21 protein-coding genes are annotated in these 21786 nt (G+C 37.8%); 11 read left to right on the forward strand and 10 right to left on the reverse strand.

Going from position 1 to position 21786, the window contains the following annotated elements; translation table 11 throughout:
* Window position 1 precedes the first annotated feature (1 nt).
* The 3 genes from GKR61_RS14190 to GKR61_RS14200 form a co-directional block, all read right to left on the reverse strand.
* Window positions 2-1486 carry a sugar ABC transporter ATP-binding protein gene (locus GKR61_RS14190; protein WP_036954047.1) on the reverse strand — a complete coding sequence of 495 codons (1485 nt, stop codon included), beginning with the start codon at window positions 1484-1486 and terminating at the stop codon, window positions 2-4.
* 174 nt (window positions 1487-1660) lie between these two features.
* On the reverse strand, window positions 1661-2521 hold the full coding sequence (locus GKR61_RS14195; protein WP_414153954.1) for an ABC transporter substrate-binding protein: 861 nt from the start codon (window positions 2519-2521) through the stop codon (window positions 1661-1663).
* A 170-nt stretch (window positions 2522-2691) separates the two neighbouring features.
* A complete protein-coding gene (locus GKR61_RS14200; RefSeq protein ID WP_036954051.1) occupies window positions 2692-3765 on the reverse strand; it encodes a zinc-binding dehydrogenase in 1074 nt (357 codons plus the stop codon).
* 556 nt (window positions 3766-4321) lie between these two features.
* Between GKR61_RS14200 and GKR61_RS14205 the strand changes: the two genes are divergently transcribed.
* The 9 genes from GKR61_RS14205 (at window position 4322) to GKR61_RS14245 (ending at window position 12788) form a co-directional block, all read left to right on the forward strand.
* Entirely contained in the window at window positions 4322-4882 is a 561-nt protein-coding gene (locus GKR61_RS14205; RefSeq protein WP_036954053.1) for a LemA family protein, read from the forward strand.
* Window positions 4883-4903: 21 nt separating this feature from the next.
* A complete protein-coding gene (locus GKR61_RS14210; RefSeq protein WP_036954055.1) occupies window positions 4904-5947 on the forward strand; it encodes a hypothetical protein in 1044 nt (347 codons plus the stop codon).
* Window position 5948: 1 nt separating this feature from the next.
* A complete protein-coding gene (locus GKR61_RS14215) occupies window positions 5949-6491 on the forward strand; it encodes a LemA family protein (protein WP_036954057.1) in 543 nt (180 codons plus the stop codon).
* The gene (locus GKR61_RS17970; protein ID WP_154600408.1) at window positions 6488-6880 is read left to right on the forward strand and encodes a hypothetical protein; all 393 of its coding nucleotides are present in this window, start codon (window positions 6488-6490) and stop codon (window positions 6878-6880) included. Before GKR61_RS14215 ends, GKR61_RS17970 begins: the two co-directional genes overlap by 4 nt.
* Window positions 6881-7701: 821 nt before the next feature.
* A complete protein-coding gene (locus GKR61_RS14225; protein WP_154639852.1) occupies window positions 7702-8328 on the forward strand; it encodes a fimbrial protein in 627 nt (208 codons plus the stop codon).
* 222 nt (window positions 8329-8550) lie between these two features.
* Complete coding sequence (locus GKR61_RS14230) at window positions 8551-9204, forward strand: DUF1120 domain-containing protein (RefSeq protein WP_036954061.1); 654 nt, start codon at window positions 8551-8553, stop codon at window positions 9202-9204.
* 39 nt (window positions 9205-9243) lie between these two features.
* On the forward strand, window positions 9244-11658 hold the full coding sequence (locus GKR61_RS14235; protein ID WP_036954063.1) for a fimbria/pilus outer membrane usher protein: 2415 nt from the start codon (window positions 9244-9246) through the stop codon (window positions 11656-11658).
* A gap of 28 nt (window positions 11659-11686) precedes the next feature.
* On the forward strand, window positions 11687-12376 hold the full coding sequence (locus tag GKR61_RS14240; protein ID WP_036954065.1) for a fimbria/pilus chaperone family protein: 690 nt from the start codon (window positions 11687-11689) through the stop codon (window positions 12374-12376).
* Window positions 12377-12449: 73 nt separating this feature from the next.
* Window positions 12450-12788 carry a helix-turn-helix domain-containing protein gene (locus tag GKR61_RS14245; RefSeq protein WP_036954067.1) on the forward strand — a complete coding sequence of 113 codons (339 nt, stop codon included), beginning with the start codon at window positions 12450-12452 and terminating at the stop codon, window positions 12786-12788.
* A gap of 137 nt (window positions 12789-12925) precedes the next feature.
* On the opposite strand, the gene GKR61_RS14250 is transcribed toward GKR61_RS14245, so the two are convergent.
* From GKR61_RS14250 to GKR61_RS14280, 7 genes are all read right to left on the reverse strand, one after another.
* Complete coding sequence (locus GKR61_RS14250; protein WP_154600407.1) at window positions 12926-13741, reverse strand: hypothetical protein; 816 nt, start codon at window positions 13739-13741, stop codon at window positions 12926-12928.
* A gap of 30 nt (window positions 13742-13771) precedes the next feature.
* Window positions 13772-14293: a hypothetical protein gene (locus tag GKR61_RS14255; protein WP_154609515.1), complete on the reverse strand. Its 522-nt coding sequence runs from the start codon at window positions 14291-14293 to the stop codon at window positions 13772-13774.
* A 54-nt stretch (window positions 14294-14347) separates the two neighbouring features.
* Window positions 14348-16975, reverse strand: coding sequence for a fimbria/pilus outer membrane usher protein (locus GKR61_RS14260; RefSeq protein ID WP_230083168.1), 2628 nt, complete (start codon window positions 16973-16975; stop codon window positions 14348-14350).
* 40 nt (window positions 16976-17015) lie between these two features.
* Entirely contained in the window at window positions 17016-17726 is a 711-nt protein-coding gene (locus GKR61_RS14265; RefSeq protein ID WP_036954075.1) for a fimbria/pilus periplasmic chaperone, read from the reverse strand.
* 60 nt (window positions 17727-17786) lie between these two features.
* A complete protein-coding gene (locus tag GKR61_RS14270) occupies window positions 17787-18365 on the reverse strand; it encodes a fimbrial protein (RefSeq protein ID WP_154600404.1) in 579 nt (192 codons plus the stop codon).
* A 92-nt stretch (window positions 18366-18457) separates the two neighbouring features.
* Window positions 18458-18757, reverse strand: coding sequence for a helix-turn-helix domain-containing protein (locus GKR61_RS14275; RefSeq protein WP_036954081.1), 300 nt, complete (start codon window positions 18755-18757; stop codon window positions 18458-18460).
* 521 nt (window positions 18758-19278) lie between these two features.
* A complete protein-coding gene (locus tag GKR61_RS14280; protein ID WP_036954084.1) occupies window positions 19279-19878 on the reverse strand; it encodes an FMN-dependent NADH-azoreductase in 600 nt (199 codons plus the stop codon).
* A 103-nt stretch (window positions 19879-19981) separates the two neighbouring features.
* Between GKR61_RS14280 and GKR61_RS14285 the strand changes: the two genes are divergently transcribed.
* Entirely contained in the window at window positions 19982-20893 is a 912-nt protein-coding gene (locus tag GKR61_RS14285) for a LysR family transcriptional regulator (protein WP_108479459.1), read from the forward strand.
* Window positions 20894-21085: 192 nt separating this feature from the next.
* Window positions 21086-21778 carry a carbohydrate-binding family 9-like protein gene (locus GKR61_RS14290; RefSeq protein WP_230083169.1) on the forward strand — a complete coding sequence of 231 codons (693 nt, stop codon included), beginning with the start codon at window positions 21086-21088 and terminating at the stop codon, window positions 21776-21778.
* Window positions 21779-21786 lie beyond the last annotated feature (8 nt).

Raw genomic sequence — 21786 nt, forward strand, 5'->3', positions numbered from 1 at the left:
CCTATATAATATTGCCGGCCGCATGTAACATAATCTGGGTTGAGTTAATCTCGTCCCCACTTAATTCAGCAGCAACTTCACCATCTCGAAACACCAAAACTCGATCGCTCACGCCAATAACTTCAGGCAGCTCTGAGGAAATCATAATAATTGAGATCCCTTTTTCGGTAAGTGAACGCATTAATTGATAGATTTCTGATTTTGCTCCGACGTCGATACCCCGTGTAGGCTCATCGAAAATAAGAATTTTGGCTTGTTTATTTAGCCAACGTGCAATCACCACTTTTTGTTGGTTTCCACCGCTAAGCGTTGAAACCGCTGTATCTGCTTCTGGTGTTTTAACTTTGACTTGCGAAATTAAATCAAGAGATAACAAATGTTCTTTTTTATTTTGAATTAAGAACAGTTTTTGAGCGTGGTTATTTAGCCAAATATTTTCTTTAACTGAGAATGGCAAAACCAAACCTTGGGTTTTACGGCTTTCAGGTAAAAGTCCAATGCCTAACTGGAGCGCTTGCGCCGCAGATTTCATTTTGACTTCTTGCCCCTCTAGAACCACTTTTTTCTTGTAGGCTTTATCCGCGCCCATCATGGCGAGAATATTTTCAGTGCGGCCAGAGCCGACTAAGCCTGCAAGACCGAGGATCTCGCCTTTTTTCAATTGAATGCGATTGGTTGGGCTAGAAGCAAACCGCTGAATTTGAGCGTCGAGAATGACCTCTTGTCCATCAAAATGACGTTTTGGCGGGTAGATATTTTCGACTTCACGACCCACCATCATTTCGATGATCACATCAAGGTCGGTATCATCCACCTTGCGGGAGCCAATATATTGACCATCTCGCAATACGCTAATGGTGTCGCAAATTTCATAAATCTCTTCCAAGTGGTGAGAGATAAAGAACATGCCGACGCCTTTTGCTTTCAGGTCACGCATCACATCAAATAGGTGATTGGCTTCTTTGGGGGTTAATGTTGCCGTTGGCTCATCTAGTACCAATATTTTGGCATCCAGAGAAAGCGCTTTGGCAATTTCCACAAATTGTTGTTCAGCAATACTTAAATGGCTAATGGGTTCATCAATATCAATATTAACGCCCAACTCAGATAGGATTATCTGCGCTTTTTCACGCATCAGCTTTCTATCTAATAAGCCAAATTTATTTTTAATTTCCCGGTTTAAAAAGATATTTTCAAAAGCATTTAAATAAGGGATTAACGAAAACTCTTGGAAAATAATACCGACGCCCGCTTTAATGGCATCACGATAATTATGGAAGGTGTACTCTTCGCCTTCGATAAGTATTTTCCCGCTATCTGGTTTATGAATTCCACACAGCACTTTCATTAGCGTTGATTTACCCGCACCATTTTCACCCAGCAGTGCGTGTACCTCTCCTTTTTCTAAAGAGAGATTAATATTATCTAGCGCCTTAACCCCAGGGAAAGTTTTACTGACATCTTTTAATGCTAACAATTGCATCATGTTGCTTCCCTTATTTTCTTTACCGCTTAAAAATGGGTAACAAAGCGAGTTGGAAAGTGAAATGCTTTCCAATAAACAGAGTGTCATTCATTTTTATTAAGAGTATTGCGCCGGGGAATAATCTGTAGGCGCAATACCGAGTTCGACTTATTTATTTACTTTGTTAATTGCTGATTACCAATGGAAATCTTTAGCATTGGTTTTATCGATTAACTTAACATCCAGAGGAACTTCTTTAGGTACGTTAGCTCCCCAGTGTTTTGCTAAGCCCATGGCTAAACCAATACGTACTTGGTCACGTGGGAATTGTGCGGAAGTAGCGATAAACGGTGAATTACCTTTGGCAATTTCAGCGACGGCTTCAGGAGAACCATCAACACTCACCAGTTTCACATCACGACCTGCAGATTCGATTGCCGCTAATGCGCCTAAAGAACCCACATCGTTCACACTAAAGATACCATTCAAGCCAGGGTTAGCTTGCAGCATGTTTTCAGTGACGTTCATCGCAGTATCACGCTCTTGTTTACCGTTTAATTTGGTCACAATCTTGATGTTTGGATACTCTTTCATGGCGGCTTCAAAACCACGAACACGCTCAAGGATTGGCACGACAGGGATACCATCAAGGATAGCCACTTCGCCTTTACCACCTAATGATTCACCTAAACGTTTACCCGCCATTAGACCTGCTTCGTAGTTTTTAGAACCCACGAATGAGTCGATTGGACCGTTAGCTTGTGCATCGATTGCAATCACCACGACACCCGCTTTTTTCGCAGCTAATACAGCTGTTTCTGCACCCACGCTATCTGCTGGGTTAATCAGCAGAATATCGATTTTTTTCTGAAGCATATCTTCGATATCGCTGGTTTGTTTTGAGACATCGTGTGCCGCATCAGCGATATAAAGTTGAGCGCCCATTTCACCTGTTGCGCTTTCTAAAGCCTCTTTCATGGTCACGAAATATTCGTTATTCAGTTCTTGAAACGACATTCCGACAGAAACAGGTTTTGCTGTCGCGTTAAAAGCCATGCCCAGTGTTAAAACGCTTGCTGCAACAGCTAACTTTTTAAATTTACTCAACATAAGATGTTCTCCTAAAGAGTCTTTAGTGTTATAGGGTACTGCTAATATTTATGATTATTAATGACTTACTTTAATTATGCTGATATTGCATTTCACTATATTGCACTACAACAGCATTATGGCTTGATAACGACTTTGATAGAGTCTGCCGATTTCGCCATAACAAATGCCTCTTCCCAATCATCGATTGAGTAGAAGTGGGTAACGATATCGTCAGCACATACTAACCCGCGGCTAAATAGGTCAATGGCGACCTCGTAGCTGTATGGGCCTAAGTGAGCACCTCGGATATCTAACTCTTTACGGTCACCGATAATTGACCAGTCTACGGTGGTTTCTTTACCGAAAACGCTGAACTCGACGAAGCGACCCAGTTTACGGATCATTTCTAACCCTTGAGTCACGCCGATTGGAGCACCAGTCGCTTCGATGTACACATCGCAACCGTAACCTTCGGTCATCTCTTTAACCAGTTTGATGGCATCTTCTTTCAGTGGGTTGATCACCACGTCAGCACCAAATTTCTTAGCTAATTCAAGGCGTTCATCGATAGCATCGATAACGACTAATTTTTTCGGGGTTTTGAGTTTCGCGACTTGGATCATGCACAGACCCAGTGGACCTGCACCTGCGATAACGACAACGTCATTTAAATCGATATCACCACGACGAACGGTATGGATAGCGCAGGCCATTGGCTCGATTAACGCCGCATCTTTTTCTGAAAGCTCATCTGGAATTTTGTGAATAATGGCACGCTCAGAAAAACGCATATATTCCGCCATCCCACCATCGGCAACTTCTTTTTGGAAGCCGTAAATATCATGGGTTTCGCACATCCAATATTTGCCTGACTTACAGAAACGACACTCCCAGCAAGGCACGATTTGTTCCGCTAAAATACGATCGCCTACTTTCAGACCATATTTTTCACCAGAACCTTCGCCCAGCTCAGCGACGCGTCCGTAAAATTCGTGTCCTGGTACGACAGGGGCTTTGATCCATGGGTTTTCACCCCAGAACATTTGAGCGCCATCATTCGCTTTACAGTCACCTGCACAGATACCGCATCCATCTACTTTGATGACCACTTCACGAAATCCTGGTGTTGGTCTTTTTATCGCTTCAAAGCGGTAATCATGGGGGCCATGACATACAACAGCTTTCATTTTTTCAGGTAGGGTACTCATATTCTAATAACCTCATTCTGGATGTTGGCTATAATGTTGACGTCAACATTAAACGTCGTTTTTGTAAGTAAACCGTTCTCTTTGTAATGCTTGACGGCTAAAAATAATAATGGTGTGAGAAAAGTGATGCTCTATTGTTATAAATAAATTGTTTAGTTTTTAATGTGACGACGTCGTCATTTTTGAGAGATGCTAAATAAAAAAGTGATAATTGTGATTCAAATCCTATTTTTTATTTAAGAACTCTTTTGTTTATGAGGTTTGTTTGCCAGACAAAAATGCAAACTATAGTGGATGCGATGATTTTCGAAAGAGTATAATTAGTTTCGTTATTTTCAGAAGTGAAGAATCTTTGAAAAAACATTTCAGCTAACACTTTAAGGTGAAATTTGAATTAGTTTGCGTCATTAATGTGATCATGATCGATTTGGTGTAGCGTATAAATCTCTATTAATCCTTTTCTTTGCTATTTTTCCGATTGAATAAAAAGTGTTATATCGATAACTTAAATTAAATATCTTAGCATTAATGATTTTTTTAATTAAAAGGCATAAAAATGGCAACGACAATGATTGTTCTTCTGGTTTTACTGCTTATTTTAGCGGGATGGGGTATTTCTATTTATAACCGCTTGGTGAGTACCCGGAACCAAGTTAGCAATCAATTTGCCAATATTGATGTGATTTTAAAACAGCGTGCTGACCAAATTCCCCAGCTAGTCACGATAGTTGAAAAAGCCATGGAGCATGAAAAAGCGCTATTTACTTCATTGAGTGATGCTCGCCAAAATTATTTCAGTGCTAAAAATGTGAATGAAAAAATTGCTGCATCAAATGAAATGGATAAAGCATTAAAAAGCCTCGTCGCGGTTGCTGAAAACTACCCAACGCTAATATCGGGTGAGCAATTTACCCAATTACAAATCGCACTAAGCGAAGTGGAAGATAAAATTGCTCAGCGCCGCGAAGGCTTCAATGATGCAACAACGGAATACAATACGGCGATCCAAATGTTCCCAGACAGTATTTTTGCCAATATTTTTGGTTTTACTGCGTTGCCTTTATTGGAAATCACTGAAGCTGAGAAAAAATATGATGGTATTCAATTCAAATCATAATCACCGTTAAAGGTATCATCTGTGAATATCTACTATTTTTTAGGTGCCGTATTAGGCGGCATTCTTTTTTATTTAGACAGAAAGTATTCAAAAAAGCGTAAATTAAACTGGGGCATTATTCTTTTTACTGCGGTGCTATTTGGGGCATGGGAAACTATCTCGCCGAGACCTGGTGAATATGAACGCTACTTTTTCTATGCTGTGGCAGTAGGGATGGCTTTTGCGGCTAGTCGTATTGTCGTTGGAATAACGGAAAGTGCGTATGATCGCTATCAACGTTTGCAAAAGGAAGGCTCCTCCAAATTTATTGCATTATTAAAAACCCTTGTTGGCACTGCATTGGCTGGGTGTTTAACCATGGGCTTTTTTATTGATATTCGCCTCTTTTTTGTGGCTTTCGTCTTATTGTTTGTTTTCAGTTTTATTCAAAATACCCCCGAAAAACGCTTTCTAAAGTTTCAAAAGAACCTCGCAACTTCAAAAATTCGCTCAATTGCGATGGGGCTCGTAGAAGTAGAAGGGAAAATAACCTCAGGAAAGGAAGTCAAAAGTAAGTTAGGTAATCGTAGCTGTTATGGTGCTTTTTATTACGAGTACTCTATCTCTACGGATAAAGAAGGTAAAAAAAGTTATACCCTCAGAGACAGCAGTGTTCAGCTACATAATTTCACCATGACGGATGATACTGGCTCTGTGAATGTGATTTGTGACCCAGATTATTTTGTCCATACCGGATTATCCCCCCATATGGATTATGAGAGTGGCAATCGTCGTTATAAAGAGTATTTACTTGAAAGTGGGAAGAGTTATTTATTGATTGGGTCAGCGGACAGTGAGAATGGCAAAGTGGTGATCACCCGTAAAGCGCCACACATGTTATTAGGTGTTTCGCCATCAGATTATGTGACTCGCTGGAATAAATCCGCGCCAATGCGTCGGAATATTGGAGTGACAGCAATGATTGCAGCTATTCTGATTGCGCTAATATTAATGACGCCAGTGAGTTATCAAGATGGATACTTAACGCTTCATTTTAACCAAATTTCGTTATCTGACAGTGAATGATATGAATCAGATTATCTTTTGGATTTTTGTCGCGGTGATAGGCACCATTTTGGTTCGCTATATTGTGGGGATCTACAACAATATTATTTTCTTGAAAAATAATTGCGACAAAGCATTTGCCAATATTGATGTGCTCCTAAAAAAACAGGCAGATTTAATGCCACAATTAACAATCGTAGCGGAAGGGGCAATGACTCATGAAAAGCGTTTAATTAGCGAATTACTGCAAAGTCGTCAGCACTATTTATCCACGGAACAGCTCGACGTTAAAGTGGATTCCGCAAACCAATTTCGCTCACATTTAAAGCCGATTTTTTTACTGGCAGAAAAATACCCCAAGCTGATTAGCCAGCAGGCGTTATTAGCATTACAAACGTCAGCAAAAGGGTTAGAAGACCAAATTGCGGATCGCCGAGAATTTTTTAATCAAACAGTCACGTTATACAACACCAACATTCGTCTTTTCCCGAATCTCATTTTTACACTCTTATTCCGTTTTAAAGATATTCCCTTGCTGTATGTTCAACAGGAGTCTGCATCATGATCACAATTCCTTTTTCATGGTTTGGTTTCACCGATTGGTTGGTGAATAAAGGGGAGCCGGGGTTGATCGTGATGTTTGCTACGTTTGGAATGATCCCTGCCTGTATTGTTTTCACGCTAGTGATGAGAATGATCGGGATGAAGAAATTTATCGCTCCTGTGGTATTGGGCATGATGAGCTCGATGTTTATCAGCATGATGGTGCTTATTCCGCTGTTATTAATCTTCCGCTTCGATAATATTCCAAAAGCGATGTTAGTTTGGATGGTGGTTCTAGGAAGCTGTATTGTCTTTTTCTTAACGAATATGGATTACATTGAGATTTGGTCATCAAGCCGAGAAGATAAAAAGAAAAAGAGTGTGACGGCGAGAAAAAAACGGAAAAAATAAAAGGCGTTTTTTACTATTGCTTACATTATATATGACTGTTTATGGATTACGTTTAAAAAGGATTTATCAAACTATGGATAAACATGACTATAATTCACTATATTGAAAAGAGCTTGCGGGATAAATTAATACCAATCATTTAATTTTTTCGTATCTTGATGCTCTTAATATGATGGGTGAGATAAACTATAAAGATAAAAAAACTAAAAAAACACTAACAAAGAGTAATATGTTAGATATAATTTTGTTCAAATCTAAACAAATTGTATAGTTTTCACAATTTACACTATATGTGTGTAAATTTGGTCTTTATGTATTGTGCTCTTAATGCTCTGATTTTTATGAAAATAAAAATATTTTTCTATTTTTTTGTCAATTTATTGTAAGTTATCCTTACGCCACAAGTGTGTTAAATTGTAACTTTTCACTAATAAGAACGAATAAAAAGTTTTTTTAGAATAAAAATCTGTATTTTTATTCTTTATTTGACTGGTTTAGGTTTATATGTTTGTTGATGATAGTCTAAAAAAGACTGTATCGATTTAGCTATTTGTTTTCTATGATGAAACATACTGAAATACTTTGTAATAAAGTGAATTTAAATAAATTACCTTATTAGGAGTAATTCAAATCCTAAAAATATATGCTTATAATGAGTCCATCGAATTAATTAAGCTAATGGGGTTTGTTAGCATTAATCGATATTAAAAATAAATAAAACCAACTAAATATATAAAGTTCCCTTGCAGAGATTTTTAAAATCTTAAGGGAAAAGGCTTTTATTTTAATAATATTATTATTTATTCAATAGGATTTATTTCATGTTTAAGAGAACCATAATTGCATTATCTTTAATTGCTGTTTCTAGTGCTACATTAGCAGCTCCTCCAGTTGCAAATATAGCTGTGTCAGGTTCAATTACGCCACCAACGTGTACTTTTAATGGTGTAGAAAAAATTGATTTAGAATATGTATTTGATGTTTCTCCGACTATGTTTCCTGTTTCAGGAAATTTAACTTTGGATGAGAAAACTAATCATATTGAAGTAGTTTGTGATGCGACAACCTATTTAACGTTTACCTCCACAGATAACCGAGCTGATTCTGTATTAATTGCACACGTAAATAACTTTGGTTTAGGCCTGTTTAATACCGATAAAAAAGTTGGATTTTATACTATCCTTGTGAAGAATCTAGCGGTGAAGCAAGAAACGGATGGTACACCTCAGACAGTGAGTGGTATAAATGGATCAGGTGTTGCGGCATCAATATTGGTTGATAAAACCAAAAAAATAGGTTGGGGAACATCAGCGGCTGTATTAAGATCAGGAAAAGTTTTTGCAGCTGATCTTGATGTAAAACCGACGTTGAGTGCTGAATTAAAAACCAGTACGGGTGATGCTAATTTAGATGGTGATGCAACATTAGCTTTTGCTTTTGCACTGTAATTCCACGATTAAAATGAATAGATATAAAACTATATCTATTCATTATTTTTATCAATATTAGAGCATTAATATTGGAGAGAATGTTAATGTTCTATTTGATTAATCTATTAATTTTAGAAGGTATTTATTTAACCTTTAAGAGTTATAATCAAAAAGTTTAAATATTGCTATTTAATATTAATGATTAATTAAGTCTGATAAAAATCATTACCAGAGGAATGTATGCGTTTACTTATAGTCCCAGTAACTAAGGCTATAGTGTTATTAGTCTTAGGGTGTTTGTTTTGCAATAAAATAGCCTATTCGCAGACTATTCAAAATGAAAACTTTATTGGGCAGATTAAATCACCTCCTACATGTGAAGTTATTATCCCTAATGGTGGGGAGTATCGATTTAATCAATTACATGCTCGCCAGTTTGATTTAAATAAAACGACGGAAATCCCAGAATTATCGAAAATATGGCAAATTTCATGTAATACACCTACGTTGCTACTTGTGCAATTTTCGGATAACCGAAGTGAAACATCGCAGATGGGAAATGATAGTTATTTTGGATTAGGTAAAGTGAATAACCAAGGGCGATTAGGTAACTATCAATTAATACTTAGTCAACTCAAAGTTGATGGTCAGGCTGTTGGTGTGGGAGTTGTGAATGGTACGGAGCTACTGCCATCAACCCAAGAGAGTATTGTATTAAAAAGTAAACAATATGCATGGGTTACAAATGAAAACGTAATATCCAATGGAAGCCATTTTGCTGTAAATATCGCGGTGAAACCTATTCTGAACAGCCTTAAAGAGACAAATGGTCCAATTGTTGAGGCTGTGGAATTAGATGGTAGTGCAAATATTATATTTTCATTTGGTATATAGCTTTAATTTTAATAATTTACATTGGAAATAAAAATAATAATGTATAAGAAAAATCATTTTTCTTATTGCCAACTATTTTTAATTTTTATTGTACTGAAGGTAAATAATTCCGTTGCATCTGAAATCATAAAGAGCGAAACACCCTCATCAATTAATTTTGATATCAACTCTTTAAAATCACTAGGGTATGGACCAGAAGTTGCAGAATTTTTTATGAAGGGTAACCAATTTTTACCTGGACACCATGATGTCACCATAAAATTAAATGGCAGTAATGAATATACTGCGAATGTCGAAATCAATGAAAGTGGCAGGTTATGCCTTACTGATGGATTGATGAGCAAACTAAGGTTAAAAAAAATTGATTTAACAGATGGTTGTAATACCTTTGAGCGAGTGTATCCAGATGCGAAAATTGTATTACATCCTAACACGTATCGAATAGATATGGTGGTTGCTGAAGAGAATATTGACCCAAAGTTACAAGGTCGTGAGTTAACGTACGGTGGATTTGGGGTGGTAAGTAATTATCAATTATATGGCATGCATATTAACGGTAATTACAGCCAGCGTTTTTACCAAGGAGAGTTTAAAACAGGAATAAATTGGCAGAATTGGGTGTTGAGAAATAACAGTAGTGTCTCCGTAGGGGAATCAAACTCATATTATCAATTTAATGAAACAGTGCTATCAAAGGGTATTGAGTTTTTAAAGTCCATATTCGATATTGGACAGCTTAATACTCAAGGTATATTTTTTGGTGGTACCCCTATTAATGGAATGCAAATTTATTCTGATAGCTCTTTGCAATCTTCAAATGTTTTAGTCGTGCCAGTGACTGGTGTTGCAAGTTCACCATCAACGGTTGAAGTACATCAAAATGGACGGTTGTTATATCGCACGATGGTGCCTGCGGGACCTTTCGAGTTAAATCGAATTAATAATGTAGTGATTAGCTCGCCTTTAGATGTCACCGTGATACAAGATAATGGGGAGCGACATCAGTTTCAGGTAGTGACTGCAACCAAGCAAAGTGCAGTTTTGCCAATGAGTTATCAGTTTTTTACCGGACGATATCGTAGTCGGGGTGATCAGAAAACGCAGACGCCAATTGTGAGTGGTGTAGAAGTCAGCCAACAATATGGTGTATCAAATTATGCGGTAGGAATTCTTTACTCAGATACATTTCAATCGGTTAGTGGTCGGGTTAGCACATATTTAGATATTGTTACCCCTATTTCGATTGGTATTGGTTTGCAAAGTGCGCGCAATAAAGAAAAGCGTGGGGAGCAAATCGATTTTAATAGTAGTGTTGCGTTTGAAAAAATGACATTAGGCGCTTCGATTTTATATCGAACAAATCAGTTCCCGACATTGGATGACTCGCTATTAAAAAACCATTCTGTTCAGGACTTGCGGGAAGAAACAAATGGGTGGTTTAGTGGTGAATTACAGACCTCCGCTTCGTTATTTGTTAGCTGGGGGGATATGTTGTGGGGGCGCTTTAACGCGAGCATTAATCATAACCATTTTTATGGTGATAAATCCGATAAGGTTTTTTATTCTATCGGTTATAGCAGAAAAATAGCTGATGTATCTTTAAATGTGAATTACCAAACAGGCGATGATCAAGATAGCCGAATTTTTATGAATGCATCAATGCCGTTAGGTAAGAAAAAAAATATCAGCATGCAAAGCCAGCATTACCAGGATAAAAACAGGGTAATGGTGAATTACAATCAGCAAGTTAGTGATAATTTAAGATATTCGATCGGCGCTGGTCGTAATGATGATGTTAATACCTTCAATGGCAGTATTAATAATGCTAATGCGTATAGTAATATTTCGTTGAGTGGTTCCATGTCTCAGAATAATACACGCTCTATCACCGTTGCAGCATATGGTGGTCTAGCGTATTCCGATGGGCTATTTGCAACGTCATCCGTACCTTTAGGAGACACCTTTGGCATCGTGTATGTACCGGATGCGCCAGGGGTTAGAGTCAACACGATGGGCAGTGGCACCACGATAACGAATCATTTTGGTACTGCGGCTATTTCATCGTTGCCAAGAAACCAAAAATCAACCGTGCAATTAAATACTGATAAATTGCCGGTAAATGTGCGTTTAGATACCACTTCCTTTGATGTTGCTGCGGCAAGGGGATCTGTTGTGACTAAACGTATTAATGCAACGACGATGAGGCAATTATTACTGAATATTAAAATGGAGAATGGTTCGATGGTTCCTTTTGGTGCCAGCGTACTAAATAAAAAAGGGGATTATATGGGTGTCGTCATGGGGGAAGGTAATTTATTACTCAGTAATGAACAAATTGGCGATGACATTATTTTACGCTCACCCAATTCAGATGATTGCACAATTAAATATAGTGTACCGGAAGAATTTTCCACAGAATTACTTTATGAAGAGGCAGATGCGATCTGCCAGTAATATTATTAAATACATATTTGAGGTTTGAATGAAAAAGTTATTTTATACAATGGTTTTAGGTTTAGTCAGCTTAATGAGTATATCTGCAAAAGCAAGTTTTCAATTGGAAACAATGACCGTTATTTTAGATGCAAGTGAAGGGCGTAAAGTATTTAGCGTAAAAAATATATCAAAAGAGCCTATCTTGTTATCAACGAAAGTTTCTGATCTTGATGGCTCGAAACCAATGGCTAAAGAGGTGATGGTATCCCCACCAATTGTGCGTATTGAGCCGAATGAAAGCCAGCAAATTAACTTTGTTCTAAAGAAAGGTTTGGATTTAAAACAAGAAGAAATTTTACGTGTTTCTTTCCAAGGTGTGGGAGCTGTTAAACAAAACTCTGCAAAAATGCCGATTCGCCAGGATGTGGCGATGTTAATTACACCAGCTAATGAGCCATTAAGCCAAACGCCATGGAAAAATATTACCGTTAAGCAAAAAGATAACAAGCTGACGTTAACTAATACTGGTAATCAAGTTGTTCGTTTATCCCAGTCAGTGACAGCATTACCTAGTAATGATAGTTACTCAATTGAACAATTTTATTTAAGACCACAAGAAAGTAAAACTATTGATGTGAAAGGTAAAGTTCAAGAGTTAGTTATTTCACCATTAAGTCGTTACGGATTTAAAAACTCAGATAATAATAGCACAATAAAAGTGATTCCTAACGGATGATTTTTTATCTATCAACAGGAACGAGAACTAAATAATTAATTCTACCGTTCCTGTATATGGAGATATATGAAATATGAAGAATGTAGATGAAGGTAGTAAACTGGAAAGCAATATTTACTCAGTCATGATAGGTAAAGAAATAAGAGAGATTAGAAAAAATAAAAGGCTGTCTGGTTCTAATATAGCGAAGCAACTCGGGATTTCACAGCAGCATTACTCTCGATATGAATGTGGTAAATGTCGAATTTCTGTAGACACATTATTGAATATTCTTTTTGTTTTAGATTTTGACTTCGGTGATTTTTTTAATGAGTTAAAATTTCAATTAAAAAATTACCATGATGAAATTTCCGGCGTTAAATTGAATGATACCCATAGAGATATTGAAATTTATTTTGATAAAATAAACTAATTTTGTGTGAAAATTAGTTCTCTCTATTGTTGTTTTTTATTGTATTAATTTTTTTTGTCAAATTTTTAATTATTTAATCCGCCTACCAGGCGGATTTTTTTATATTAATGAGTGACTCATGGAGTGCGAAATAAAGCTTACTGAATAGTCGTAATATATTCTGCATTCCAAATATATTCTCCTGCTTGACTTGGGCATTTTCCTTGTAAGTGAGTTTCAATCTGTTTCTCTTTTTGCCCTGCTGGCATTTGAATGACTTGGGGCGGTTTATTGAGAATACTTTGGTTATCAAGAACAATATCAAAATCATCAGGTAAATCATGAGATCTTACGGTTAAATCCATTTTTTTACTTTGTCCCATATATCCCTCAAAACCCACAGTTAACGGAATAGCAGCCTTCAGGTTGTCACCGGGTGAACAAGTTTTTAAATCAATGACAGCCGGTGCGCTGATATGAGGATACGCCATACTTGATGCATGTAAATTAACAATCGTATAGGTGAGAGTTGTCGGTCTAAACAGTATCTGTCCTCCGCTATAATCATTTGTCACTATGCTACAGTATAAAACCCAAGTTTCATCATTAAATCCTGACAGGCTCGTGACATATGTAAGTCCATTAATTGAATTATCCCCCCCAAAATAATTGAGTACTGTACCACTCCCATTGAGTCTAATTTTTCCATCATTAAAGGTTTCTGCATAGACCCCTAATCCATGACTATAGAAAACGGTTTTCATTTCCTCTAAGCTTGACCAGCATGCAGATCGTAATGGACCTGATGTGCCGTCGGGATTGCTGTAATCTACCTCAAATCTAAACAATGTACTTCTATTTGCGGACGTAATTTCTTCAATATATACATCTTTAATTTCTTTTAGAATAAATGTTGTTTCCGCATAAACAGACAGCGGAAACAATGAAACAATAAAAATAAATAACTGGCGCAATGTTGTTGACCTTACTGGTTAATTCGCAATTTACATCGGCTCGATAGTGACAGTAATCTGTCCATTAACGTCACCAACAGGGGTACTTGAAGTAGAGGACACCTGCGGAACGACAGTGATTTCAGTCTTACCCCCATCTTTGGAGCTATCTCTTTCCAAGGTGGCTGTGGTAGACGATAAATCAAGGTAATCGTCATTGAATTTTAAGCAATAGCGCATAAAGTCAGCATCTGTTTTAATACAGGAACCATCTGCTTCATTTGCTTTGAAGGTGTATTTATATTTGTTAGTGCCTGAACAGGTGGCGGTCAAAGTAAATATTTTAGAATAAGTATCTAGGTCATCTCCGGTTGTTTTACCATTGAATGCAGAACTCGGAATTTTATCTAAAGAAACGGTATCGGGTGCATCAAGTGAGCAGCCTGCCAAAACAGTCGCTTTTATTTTAACTAACGCACTTGCACTTTCCGCGCTGGCTAAGTTGATATTTGCACCACTAACACAGGTGATGACCAAAATTAATTTCACGAGTTTATTGATAATTAAATTCATATTAAGCCTGTTATTTAAATAAAGAATTAAAATAGTTTTGTTATTGACCAATGATTATTGGCAATTAACATCGAATCGAATTAATGATTGCAGATCTGCATTTTCAGGTAACGAATATATGGCTTGGCACTGATTTTCATCGTCATATCCCCATTTGGCTGTTAATTCGCCAGAGGATTCGAGCCCAGATAAATAAACCTGTCCATCATCATTCACAATTGCCGTTTGGTGCCCAATCGAGACCAAGGTGCCGAAAGGCAAGTTTTTGCCATTTTTTACGATGTGAACCAGTGCGCGAGCACCTTGGCGAGTCACAAAGTTTGCTTTGACGATAGCGCCACGAGTCGGCACCGTCGTAAGAACGCTGTTTTCAATTTCTGTTTGTTCATCTAATTCGCTGCTATCTAGGGCAACACGATTTAAACGATATGGCGTTGCGTAAGGCTTGATGGTGTAACCGAGCCAATCTGTTTTCACACCACTGGTATGTTCGACGGGAATATCGCTCGCTCCCGGTGCCGAAATCAGAATGTTGGTCTCACCAAAGGGTTGACTAAAAATGATGCCGTCAGAGTGCAGGGTCACTGCACCAGAAATACCCGTTGAAACTTTACGGTAATCCTGACCGTAGCTATAACCGGCTTGAGTATTTCCATAGCCGCCTTGGTAGGCTAAGTTGATATTCCCGTCATTCCCATTACTCGATGAATACCCTTGAGCAACGTTCCAATTCAGGTTTTGTTGAGCCAGTAAATTTCCGCTTAAGCTGGTCTGCTGGACTAACTCTCCTTGGTTATCGTGGTTAACACTATAAGAGGCATACATTGACGGCGCTCCTTGAGGTAACCATTTCTGTAACGGGATGGATACCGTTAAGAAAATATTCCTATCCGTTGTTTTTACATCGTATTGATCAACATTTTTATTTAATCCATATGAGAGCGTGTAATTAATATCGCCAATCTGGCTACTCAACCCTGATTGTATGGACACCGAACTGCCATTTCGCTCCCAAAAACTCTGGCGGACACCGGTTAAATAAATAGAACCAACCCCTGTTATCTTTTGTGAGATATTGGTCTGTATTCTTTCACGCTTATTATCGTAAAGATTAAAATAGTCGGTATGGTTGGTTTTCAGTTCCCCATTGGTATCAAGGGTTTCATTTTGTGATAGCCAGCCAGACATCCGGTTTAACGATGTTTCTTGCAGGGTATAGTAGCCTCGGGTTGAGTAGCGATACCCAGTGAGTTGAAGGTTAGTGCCGGTTTCAGGGAAGGCTCGTGCGTATAGAAAACGCAGTGACTGTCCTTGATAGCGACTCCCATCGGTTAATTGGCTATTGGCATGGGTGATATCTGCTGAAAATGCCCCCCATGTCCCTAAGTTAAAGCCGGTACCAACTGCTCCTGCCAGATAGTTTTTAGCATATTGAACGCCGCCATACAGCGTTGTTAATGACGATGCTCCCCAGATAAGCGTCGTTTCTCCAAATTGAGTCGTATCATAATTGCTGTTATCCGAGCGAAGCTCACCGGCGGTCAGGCTATAACTCATTCGACCTTCTCGTAATAACAGCGGAACAGAGGAATAGGGCACGATAAATGATTGAATATCGCCGTTAGCTTCAAGAATACTGACTTGCAAGTCACCACTCGAACTCATGGCGTTTAAGTCGGTAATGGCGAACTCACCAGGCGCGACATTAGCTTGGTAAATTAAATAATCATTTTGGCGAATTTCAATGGTCGCATTACTGTTTGCTACGCCGCGGATAATCGGCGAAAACCCTTGTTGACTAGAAGGGTACATACTTTCGTCCGTTCGCAATTGTGCGCCTCGAAAAGCCAGTGAATCGAAAACGGTATTATTAGTTGAACTGTCGCCTAATACTAAACGGCTTCGCCAAGGGATGATCCCTCGCTCGACATAGCTGTTGAGATGTTGCCAGTTATTTTCTTGATTATGTTTGCTTTTATAGCTGGTCCATGTCCGGTTATCACGGTATCTCCAGCTCCCTAAATTGACGCCATTTCTTAGATTCAAATAGATATTTTTACTGAAATCGTGCTGATATTGGTTATCAGTGACACCTAATGTATAGCTGGTAAATAATGCATTAATTCCTTCATCCCATTGGTTTGTTGGGATTTCATCTTTGGCTAAATTATTTAATGCTATTTGAGGAATACTGATATTCAATTTCATTTTCGGAAAATCAAATTCAGTGCTCGCATTAGGAATTAATTGCGCCAGAGGAATACATTGATGGTTGTCCGATTGTAGCAATGGAAGGCTATCAATATTGACTCCCAGCTCAGCCAGTTCCTGCGGCGTTAACAGTGGGATTAACCCTGTTTGGTCTGCTACGAATTTAGGTAATTGGTCATCTTGCTTTTGGCAATCTTGTGCTTTGACAAAGGTAATATTTCTTCTGTATTTGAGATTGCCATTCAATAAAACATCAACGTCATAGGTTCCTGGTAATTGTGAACCTTGGCTTACGAAAGTACTTAAGTCAGCAATATGCTCTGAATCGATAGAGATCAAAGAAGGTGGAAAATAGTAATTTTCTCCCTCTTGGGCGTTAGTGCTTGGTATTACAAAAAGGCAGATAAATAAGTATGAGGGTCTCAAATGGTTATTGATGATTTTTTTGTATTTTTTTAGTGAAACGAACATAGAAAACCTTATTTTCATTTGAAATAAAATAGATTAATTCTTAATTGAAAATGGCTGGTTTTGGTGAAGTGATCCCACCAAAATCATTGATTGAACTGAACGTCAATTTACTGGTATCAAACCCTGCTGGTGCATTAACCTCAATATGACTAAATGGTGCGATCATCGTTGATGGTAATTCATTATTTCCTGAATGAAGATCCGTTAAGGTCATGTAATACGGTGATGGATTTGATATTTTAATTTTTTGGTTATCAATCTTGCTAAATCGGATAAGGTTTTCTGCTTCCTTTGGTGTGATCTTTAATCCTTTTGGTCGAACGAAAAGTTTAACTCGAGTTACAGCCGCAAGGATTAATGCATTCTTATCAGCTAATTCATTCCGATCAAGGGATGGAATAGCCTTTACATTAAAATAAAATAGAGATTCTTTATCTTTCGCTAATTGTTCACCCACATAAACTAATCGAATAGTATTTTCATTTCTTGGTGCGCTAGTAAATAAAGGGGGAGTGGAAATAAAATCGCTTATTTTATTTCCTTTAGCATCTTCAATCCAAGTTTGAACTAGAAAAGCTGATTTGTCTGAGGTATTTCGAATACCCGTGGTAATTTGCTTACTTTCTTGTGGGTAAATAATTCGGGTGCTATCAAGTGTAATTCCACCAGCTAAACAAAGAGAAGAAAAACCAAAATAGAATAACGAAACCAGCCATTGATAATAATGACTTGCTTTAGGTAGCGAAAACATAAAAACTCCGGATATAAAATAATGCGCACCCGCTATGACACGGGTGCAAAGACAGAAATATTACTGATAAGTAATCGTGAAATTGGCAGATGCGTTAGCAGAACCCGCAGTAACTTCATTTGCTAATGCGATGTACTGTGCTTGGAAGCGTAATGTGCTGTCACCTTCATTCAACTTAATAGCATCCGTTGCCTTTGAGCCATTAACAGTTACTAACTTATTGTTTTGTAAAATTTGGATGCCCACGCCAGTTGCGATTGTTTGCCCACTTTGAGATGCTACTGGAGCAAGGATTTTTTCTTCGTCAAGAATGGTATTACCATCAAAAGTCAGAGAGGCATTTTTAAATGTTTCAGTTGCACATCCGGTTAATTTAATATCAAAGCCAACGGGTGATGATACAGAATCTTTACCATCAAAACCATCTTGGCGGTATTGACCTAAATTAACAGTTTGTGAAGCATCATCATTATCAATAACGCAAGGGGTATTCACAATGGTACCCGCAAAATTAACAACGCCACCACTGACAGTCACAGGAGCTAATTCTTCTGGAGCATTAGGTTCTCCTTCTGCAAATACATTTGCAGATAAAGCTAGAGAAATAGGCAATGCGATAGCGATTAACTTAAATTTCATTATATTACTTTCCATTAGATAAAATTTTAAAAGGGGTTATTTCTTTTTTGGTGCTTGCATTCAAAATAAAGCATGCACTCCGAAAAATACATTTATGTATTTTTGAGATTGCCTACATGAATTACACCGTCAGTTTCTAACTCGTCAATAAGTAAATTGAAAAGTCTATTTTGTTCTGGTTTTATTACCTTATTACTAAATTCATCAAAGGGGATATTTAATACATTTAAAAGTCTTAAAATACTTTCAATGCTTAATGTCGATATCCCTCTTTCATATCTTGATATTTGTTGCTGACTGACTGATATTAAGGATGCTAATTCTTTTTCAGATAATCCTTTGCTTATCCGTGCATTTCTAATAAAACGTCCTATTTTTTCATTTAGTTTCATTATATTGATAATTAGTTAATTACCTAGGTTGGTTAAATATGAGTTGTTTAATTGGATGATTTCAAAACGAGGCGAATTGTAGATAGGTTAAATAATGATGTAAATACTCAAAATATGATGAAATATAATGTTACATTCAAATGAAATAAAAATCCTAGAATATTGGCTATTAAATTACTCTTTTTATGAGTTAAATCTTAAGTGAAATAAAAGATTTTTTGGATAATGACGTAGATCAATAAATAAAATCTATTTACTAATCCCGAAATGAAATAAAATGATACAATATATAATATTTGCTTTCATTTTGCACTTTTGGTTACTCATTATGAGGGTTTTTATGGTGTGCTGTATTGCGGTGAAGTCTGTTTTTATAAAGAAATAAACTATTTAAATATTAATTAATACAGTCCATTAGCTGACAATTAACAATTGTAAGCGAGTATTTATAGTTAATTTAATGAAAACAAAATCCCCACGAATTAAATAATGTAGAGTGGGGATTTATTTTATTATGATACTTAATGATGAATGAGACGCATTAATTGTTGTTGAGCATTGGCGAGTCCAGTCTCATAACCTTCGGGTTTCATATCTAAACCTTCTGCGTAGATAAACTGAACATCATTAATACCCATTAACCCTAATACAGAGTTTAAATAAGGGGTAATTGCATCGGTCTCTTGCCCGTAATGAATACCGCCTCGAGCACTAAATACCAGCGCTTTGACATTTTCCACTAACCCCAGTGGGTAGGTTGCGGTATAGCGAAAAGTTTCTCTAGCACGAACCACTAAATCAAACCAATTTTTCAATTCAGTTGGTACATTGAGATTGTACATTGGCGCACCAAGGAGCAGTAAATCACTCTCTTTAAGCTCAGCAATAAGCTGGTCAGAAAGCTCTGTGGTATTTTTTAAATCAGAATTGCTAATTTCTGCGCCTCTTAATGCTGCGAAACGGGCTTGATTAAGAACGGGTAATGGATTTTCTGCCACATCACGCTCGATAACACAGTCTTGATAGCCTTGGGCTTTACGTTCATCCAGATATTGCTGAATTAAGGTATTGGTTTGCGATTGTGCACCGTTAATACTGGATTTGATAACTAAAATTTTCATGGAATTGTTCCTTATCAATTTAGGATGTGGTCAGTATATCTGGCTTGATAAGTTGACAATGAGTGATATTCTTTCCTTATATTGTTTCCAAATGAGCACCAATATGAACAAGTTAGATTTGAACTGTTTACCTATTTTCATTGCTGTGGTTGAAAGTGGAAATTTTACCGCGGCATCTGAGCGGCTACATGTAACTCGTTCAGCAGTGAGTAAAAGTATTTCACGTTTAGAAAATAGCCTAGGCGTTGCACTGTTTCAGCGAACTACCCGTCAGCAAACATTAACGGATGATGGAATGGTGCTGTATGAATATGCGAGTCATGCGCTGAACTCTCTGCAAGAAGCGTCAAACTTCTTGGAAAGCGGCAAGCGTAATGTCGAAGGGAAGGTCTGCATTACCGCGCCTAGGCTATTGGGAAACTTATATGTTATCCCGCTACTGATTGAGTTAATGAACCTTTACCCTAAATTGGAAATTGAAACGTTATTGAATGACCGGAATGTGGATTTACAGCAAGAAGGGGTTCATGTCGCAGTGCGAGTGGGGCAACTTGCTGATTCAAACCAATTGATTGCACATGAAATTGGTCACCATAAAATGATTTTTTGTGCATCACCCGATTATTTAACGGCAAACGGTACGCCGACGGCACTCAGCGAATTAGAAAAGCATCAGCTTATTGCCTACACACAGGGCGGACACATTTTGCCTTGGCAAGTGTATGATCGAGCTCAGCAAGAGCACCGCTATTTACCCACCAGTAAATTGATTATGGATGATATGCAAACAATTATGTTGGCGACAATAAAAGGGGCGGGAATTGCGTATTTGCCTCAGTGGCTGGCACAAGAAAAAATACATTCGGGACAGCTTGTTGAGATTTTATCTGACTATCAAAGTGCTCGTTACCCAATTTCTGTCGTGTGGGTTGCTACGTCCTTTCTACCGCTAAAAATAAGAGTGGTTATCGATACGATTCGTGAAAAGTTAGCCTTAAGTTTAAGGTCAGAATAACGAAATTATAAACAGTGAGCCTCTTCACAATGTGAGGGTTTTTATTGAACATGCCTTGCTCTTGGTGAAATTTTAATTCTATATTCGTTATGTGTTATGAAATTTAATTTCTTAAATGATCATAACGATTCCGTTATAAAAAACACCATGATGTTATTCGCACATTATAAAACCGATAAAGTGAGGCAAGGCATGAAATTAATCACCCTATTTGCAGCAACAACCTTGTTAGTGACTGCCAGCGTGGCAGCAAAAGAGTACCCCATTCATCATACTGCGCAGATCAATTCCCTTGAAGATGCTCAAAAATCGGCGGTTTGGGAGCAAGCTGAAGTGCTCACTGACTTCACGTATCCGTGGGAAAATGAGACGCCACCAAAAACTGATTTTCGTGCATTATGGAGCGATAATGCACTTTATTTTCGCTTTATTGCTGACGATAAAGATATCCAGCTAGGCAAAGATGCTGATAAAGATCAGGCGGTATTGGATTCAGACCGTGTGGAATTATTTTTTGCAACCAGCCCTGAGTTAAAACCGTATTACACGGCTGAAATGGACCCTTCTGGGCGTACATTTGACGCGAAAGCCAATTTTTACCGAGAAGTGGATCCAAGCTGGAATTGGCAAACACTAAAAACGGTGGGACAAGTTACCCCTGAAGGCTATGTGTTAACGGGGAAAATCGATCTGGATGAATTCACCAAGCTGAATCTTTGGCAAGATAATGACAAGAAAACCTTGATGTGCGCCATTCTGCGCGGCGAATTTAGTGCCGGTGAGCCTAAGCAAGTGCGTAAGTGGATCAGCTGGATCAAGCCGGATTCAGTGAAGCCAGACTTCCATATCCCTTCCGCTTTCGGAAGCTGTAAGCTCGTCAAATAACCCTCATC

This window comes from Providencia sp. wls1916 (genome assembly GCF_009706585.1).
GTDB classification, from domain to species: domain Bacteria; phylum Pseudomonadota; class Gammaproteobacteria; order Enterobacterales; family Enterobacteriaceae; genus Providencia; species Providencia lanzhouensis.

Coding starts and splice junctions, on each gene's coding strand:
- GKR61_RS14190 (WP_036954047.1), bottom strand. CDS start 1,486: ATGATGCAATTGTTAGCATTAAAAGATGTCAGTAAAACTTTCCCTGGG.
- GKR61_RS14195 (WP_414153954.1), bottom strand. CDS start 2,521: ATGGCTTTTAACGCGACAGCAAAACCTGTTTCTGTCGGAATGTCGTTT.
- GKR61_RS14200 (WP_036954051.1), bottom strand. CDS start 3,765: ATGAGTACCCTACCTGAAAAAATGAAAGCTGTTGTATGTCATGGCCCC.
- GKR61_RS14205 (WP_036954053.1), top strand. CDS start 4,322: ATGGCAACGACAATGATTGTTCTTCTGGTTTTACTGCTTATTTTAGCG.
- GKR61_RS14215 (WP_036954057.1), top strand. CDS start 5,949: ATGAATCAGATTATCTTTTGGATTTTTGTCGCGGTGATAGGCACCATT.
- GKR61_RS17970 (WP_154600408.1), top strand. CDS start 6,488: ATGATCACAATTCCTTTTTCATGGTTTGGTTTCACCGATTGGTTGGTG.
- GKR61_RS14225 (WP_154639852.1), top strand. CDS start 7,702: ATGTTTAAGAGAACCATAATTGCATTATCTTTAATTGCTGTTTCTAGT.
- GKR61_RS14230 (WP_036954061.1), top strand. CDS start 8,551: ATGCGTTTACTTATAGTCCCAGTAACTAAGGCTATAGTGTTATTAGTC.
- GKR61_RS14235 (WP_036954063.1), top strand. CDS start 9,244: ATGTATAAGAAAAATCATTTTTCTTATTGCCAACTATTTTTAATTTTT.
- GKR61_RS14240 (WP_036954065.1), top strand. CDS start 11,687: ATGAAAAAGTTATTTTATACAATGGTTTTAGGTTTAGTCAGCTTAATG.
- GKR61_RS14245 (WP_036954067.1), top strand. CDS start 12,450: ATGAAGAATGTAGATGAAGGTAGTAAACTGGAAAGCAATATTTACTCA.
- GKR61_RS14255 (WP_154609515.1), bottom strand. CDS start 14,293: ATGAATTTAATTATCAATAAACTCGTGAAATTAATTTTGGTCATCACC.
- GKR61_RS14260 (WP_230083168.1), bottom strand. CDS start 16,975: ATGTTCGTTTCACTAAAAAAATACAAAAAAATCATCAATAACCATTTG.
- GKR61_RS14265 (WP_036954075.1), bottom strand. CDS start 17,726: ATGTTTTCGCTACCTAAAGCAAGTCATTATTATCAATGGCTGGTTTCG.
- GKR61_RS14270 (WP_154600404.1), bottom strand. CDS start 18,365: ATGAAATTTAAGTTAATCGCTATCGCATTGCCTATTTCTCTAGCTTTA.
- GKR61_RS14275 (WP_036954081.1), bottom strand. CDS start 18,757: ATGAAACTAAATGAAAAAATAGGACGTTTTATTAGAAATGCACGGATA.
- GKR61_RS14280 (WP_036954084.1), bottom strand. CDS start 19,878: ATGAAAATTTTAGTTATCAAATCCAGTATTAACGGTGCACAATCGCAA.
- GKR61_RS14285 (WP_108479459.1), top strand. CDS start 19,982: ATGAACAAGTTAGATTTGAACTGTTTACCTATTTTCATTGCTGTGGTT.
- GKR61_RS14290 (WP_230083169.1), top strand. CDS start 21,086: ATGAAATTAATCACCCTATTTGCAGCAACAACCTTGTTAGTGACTGCC.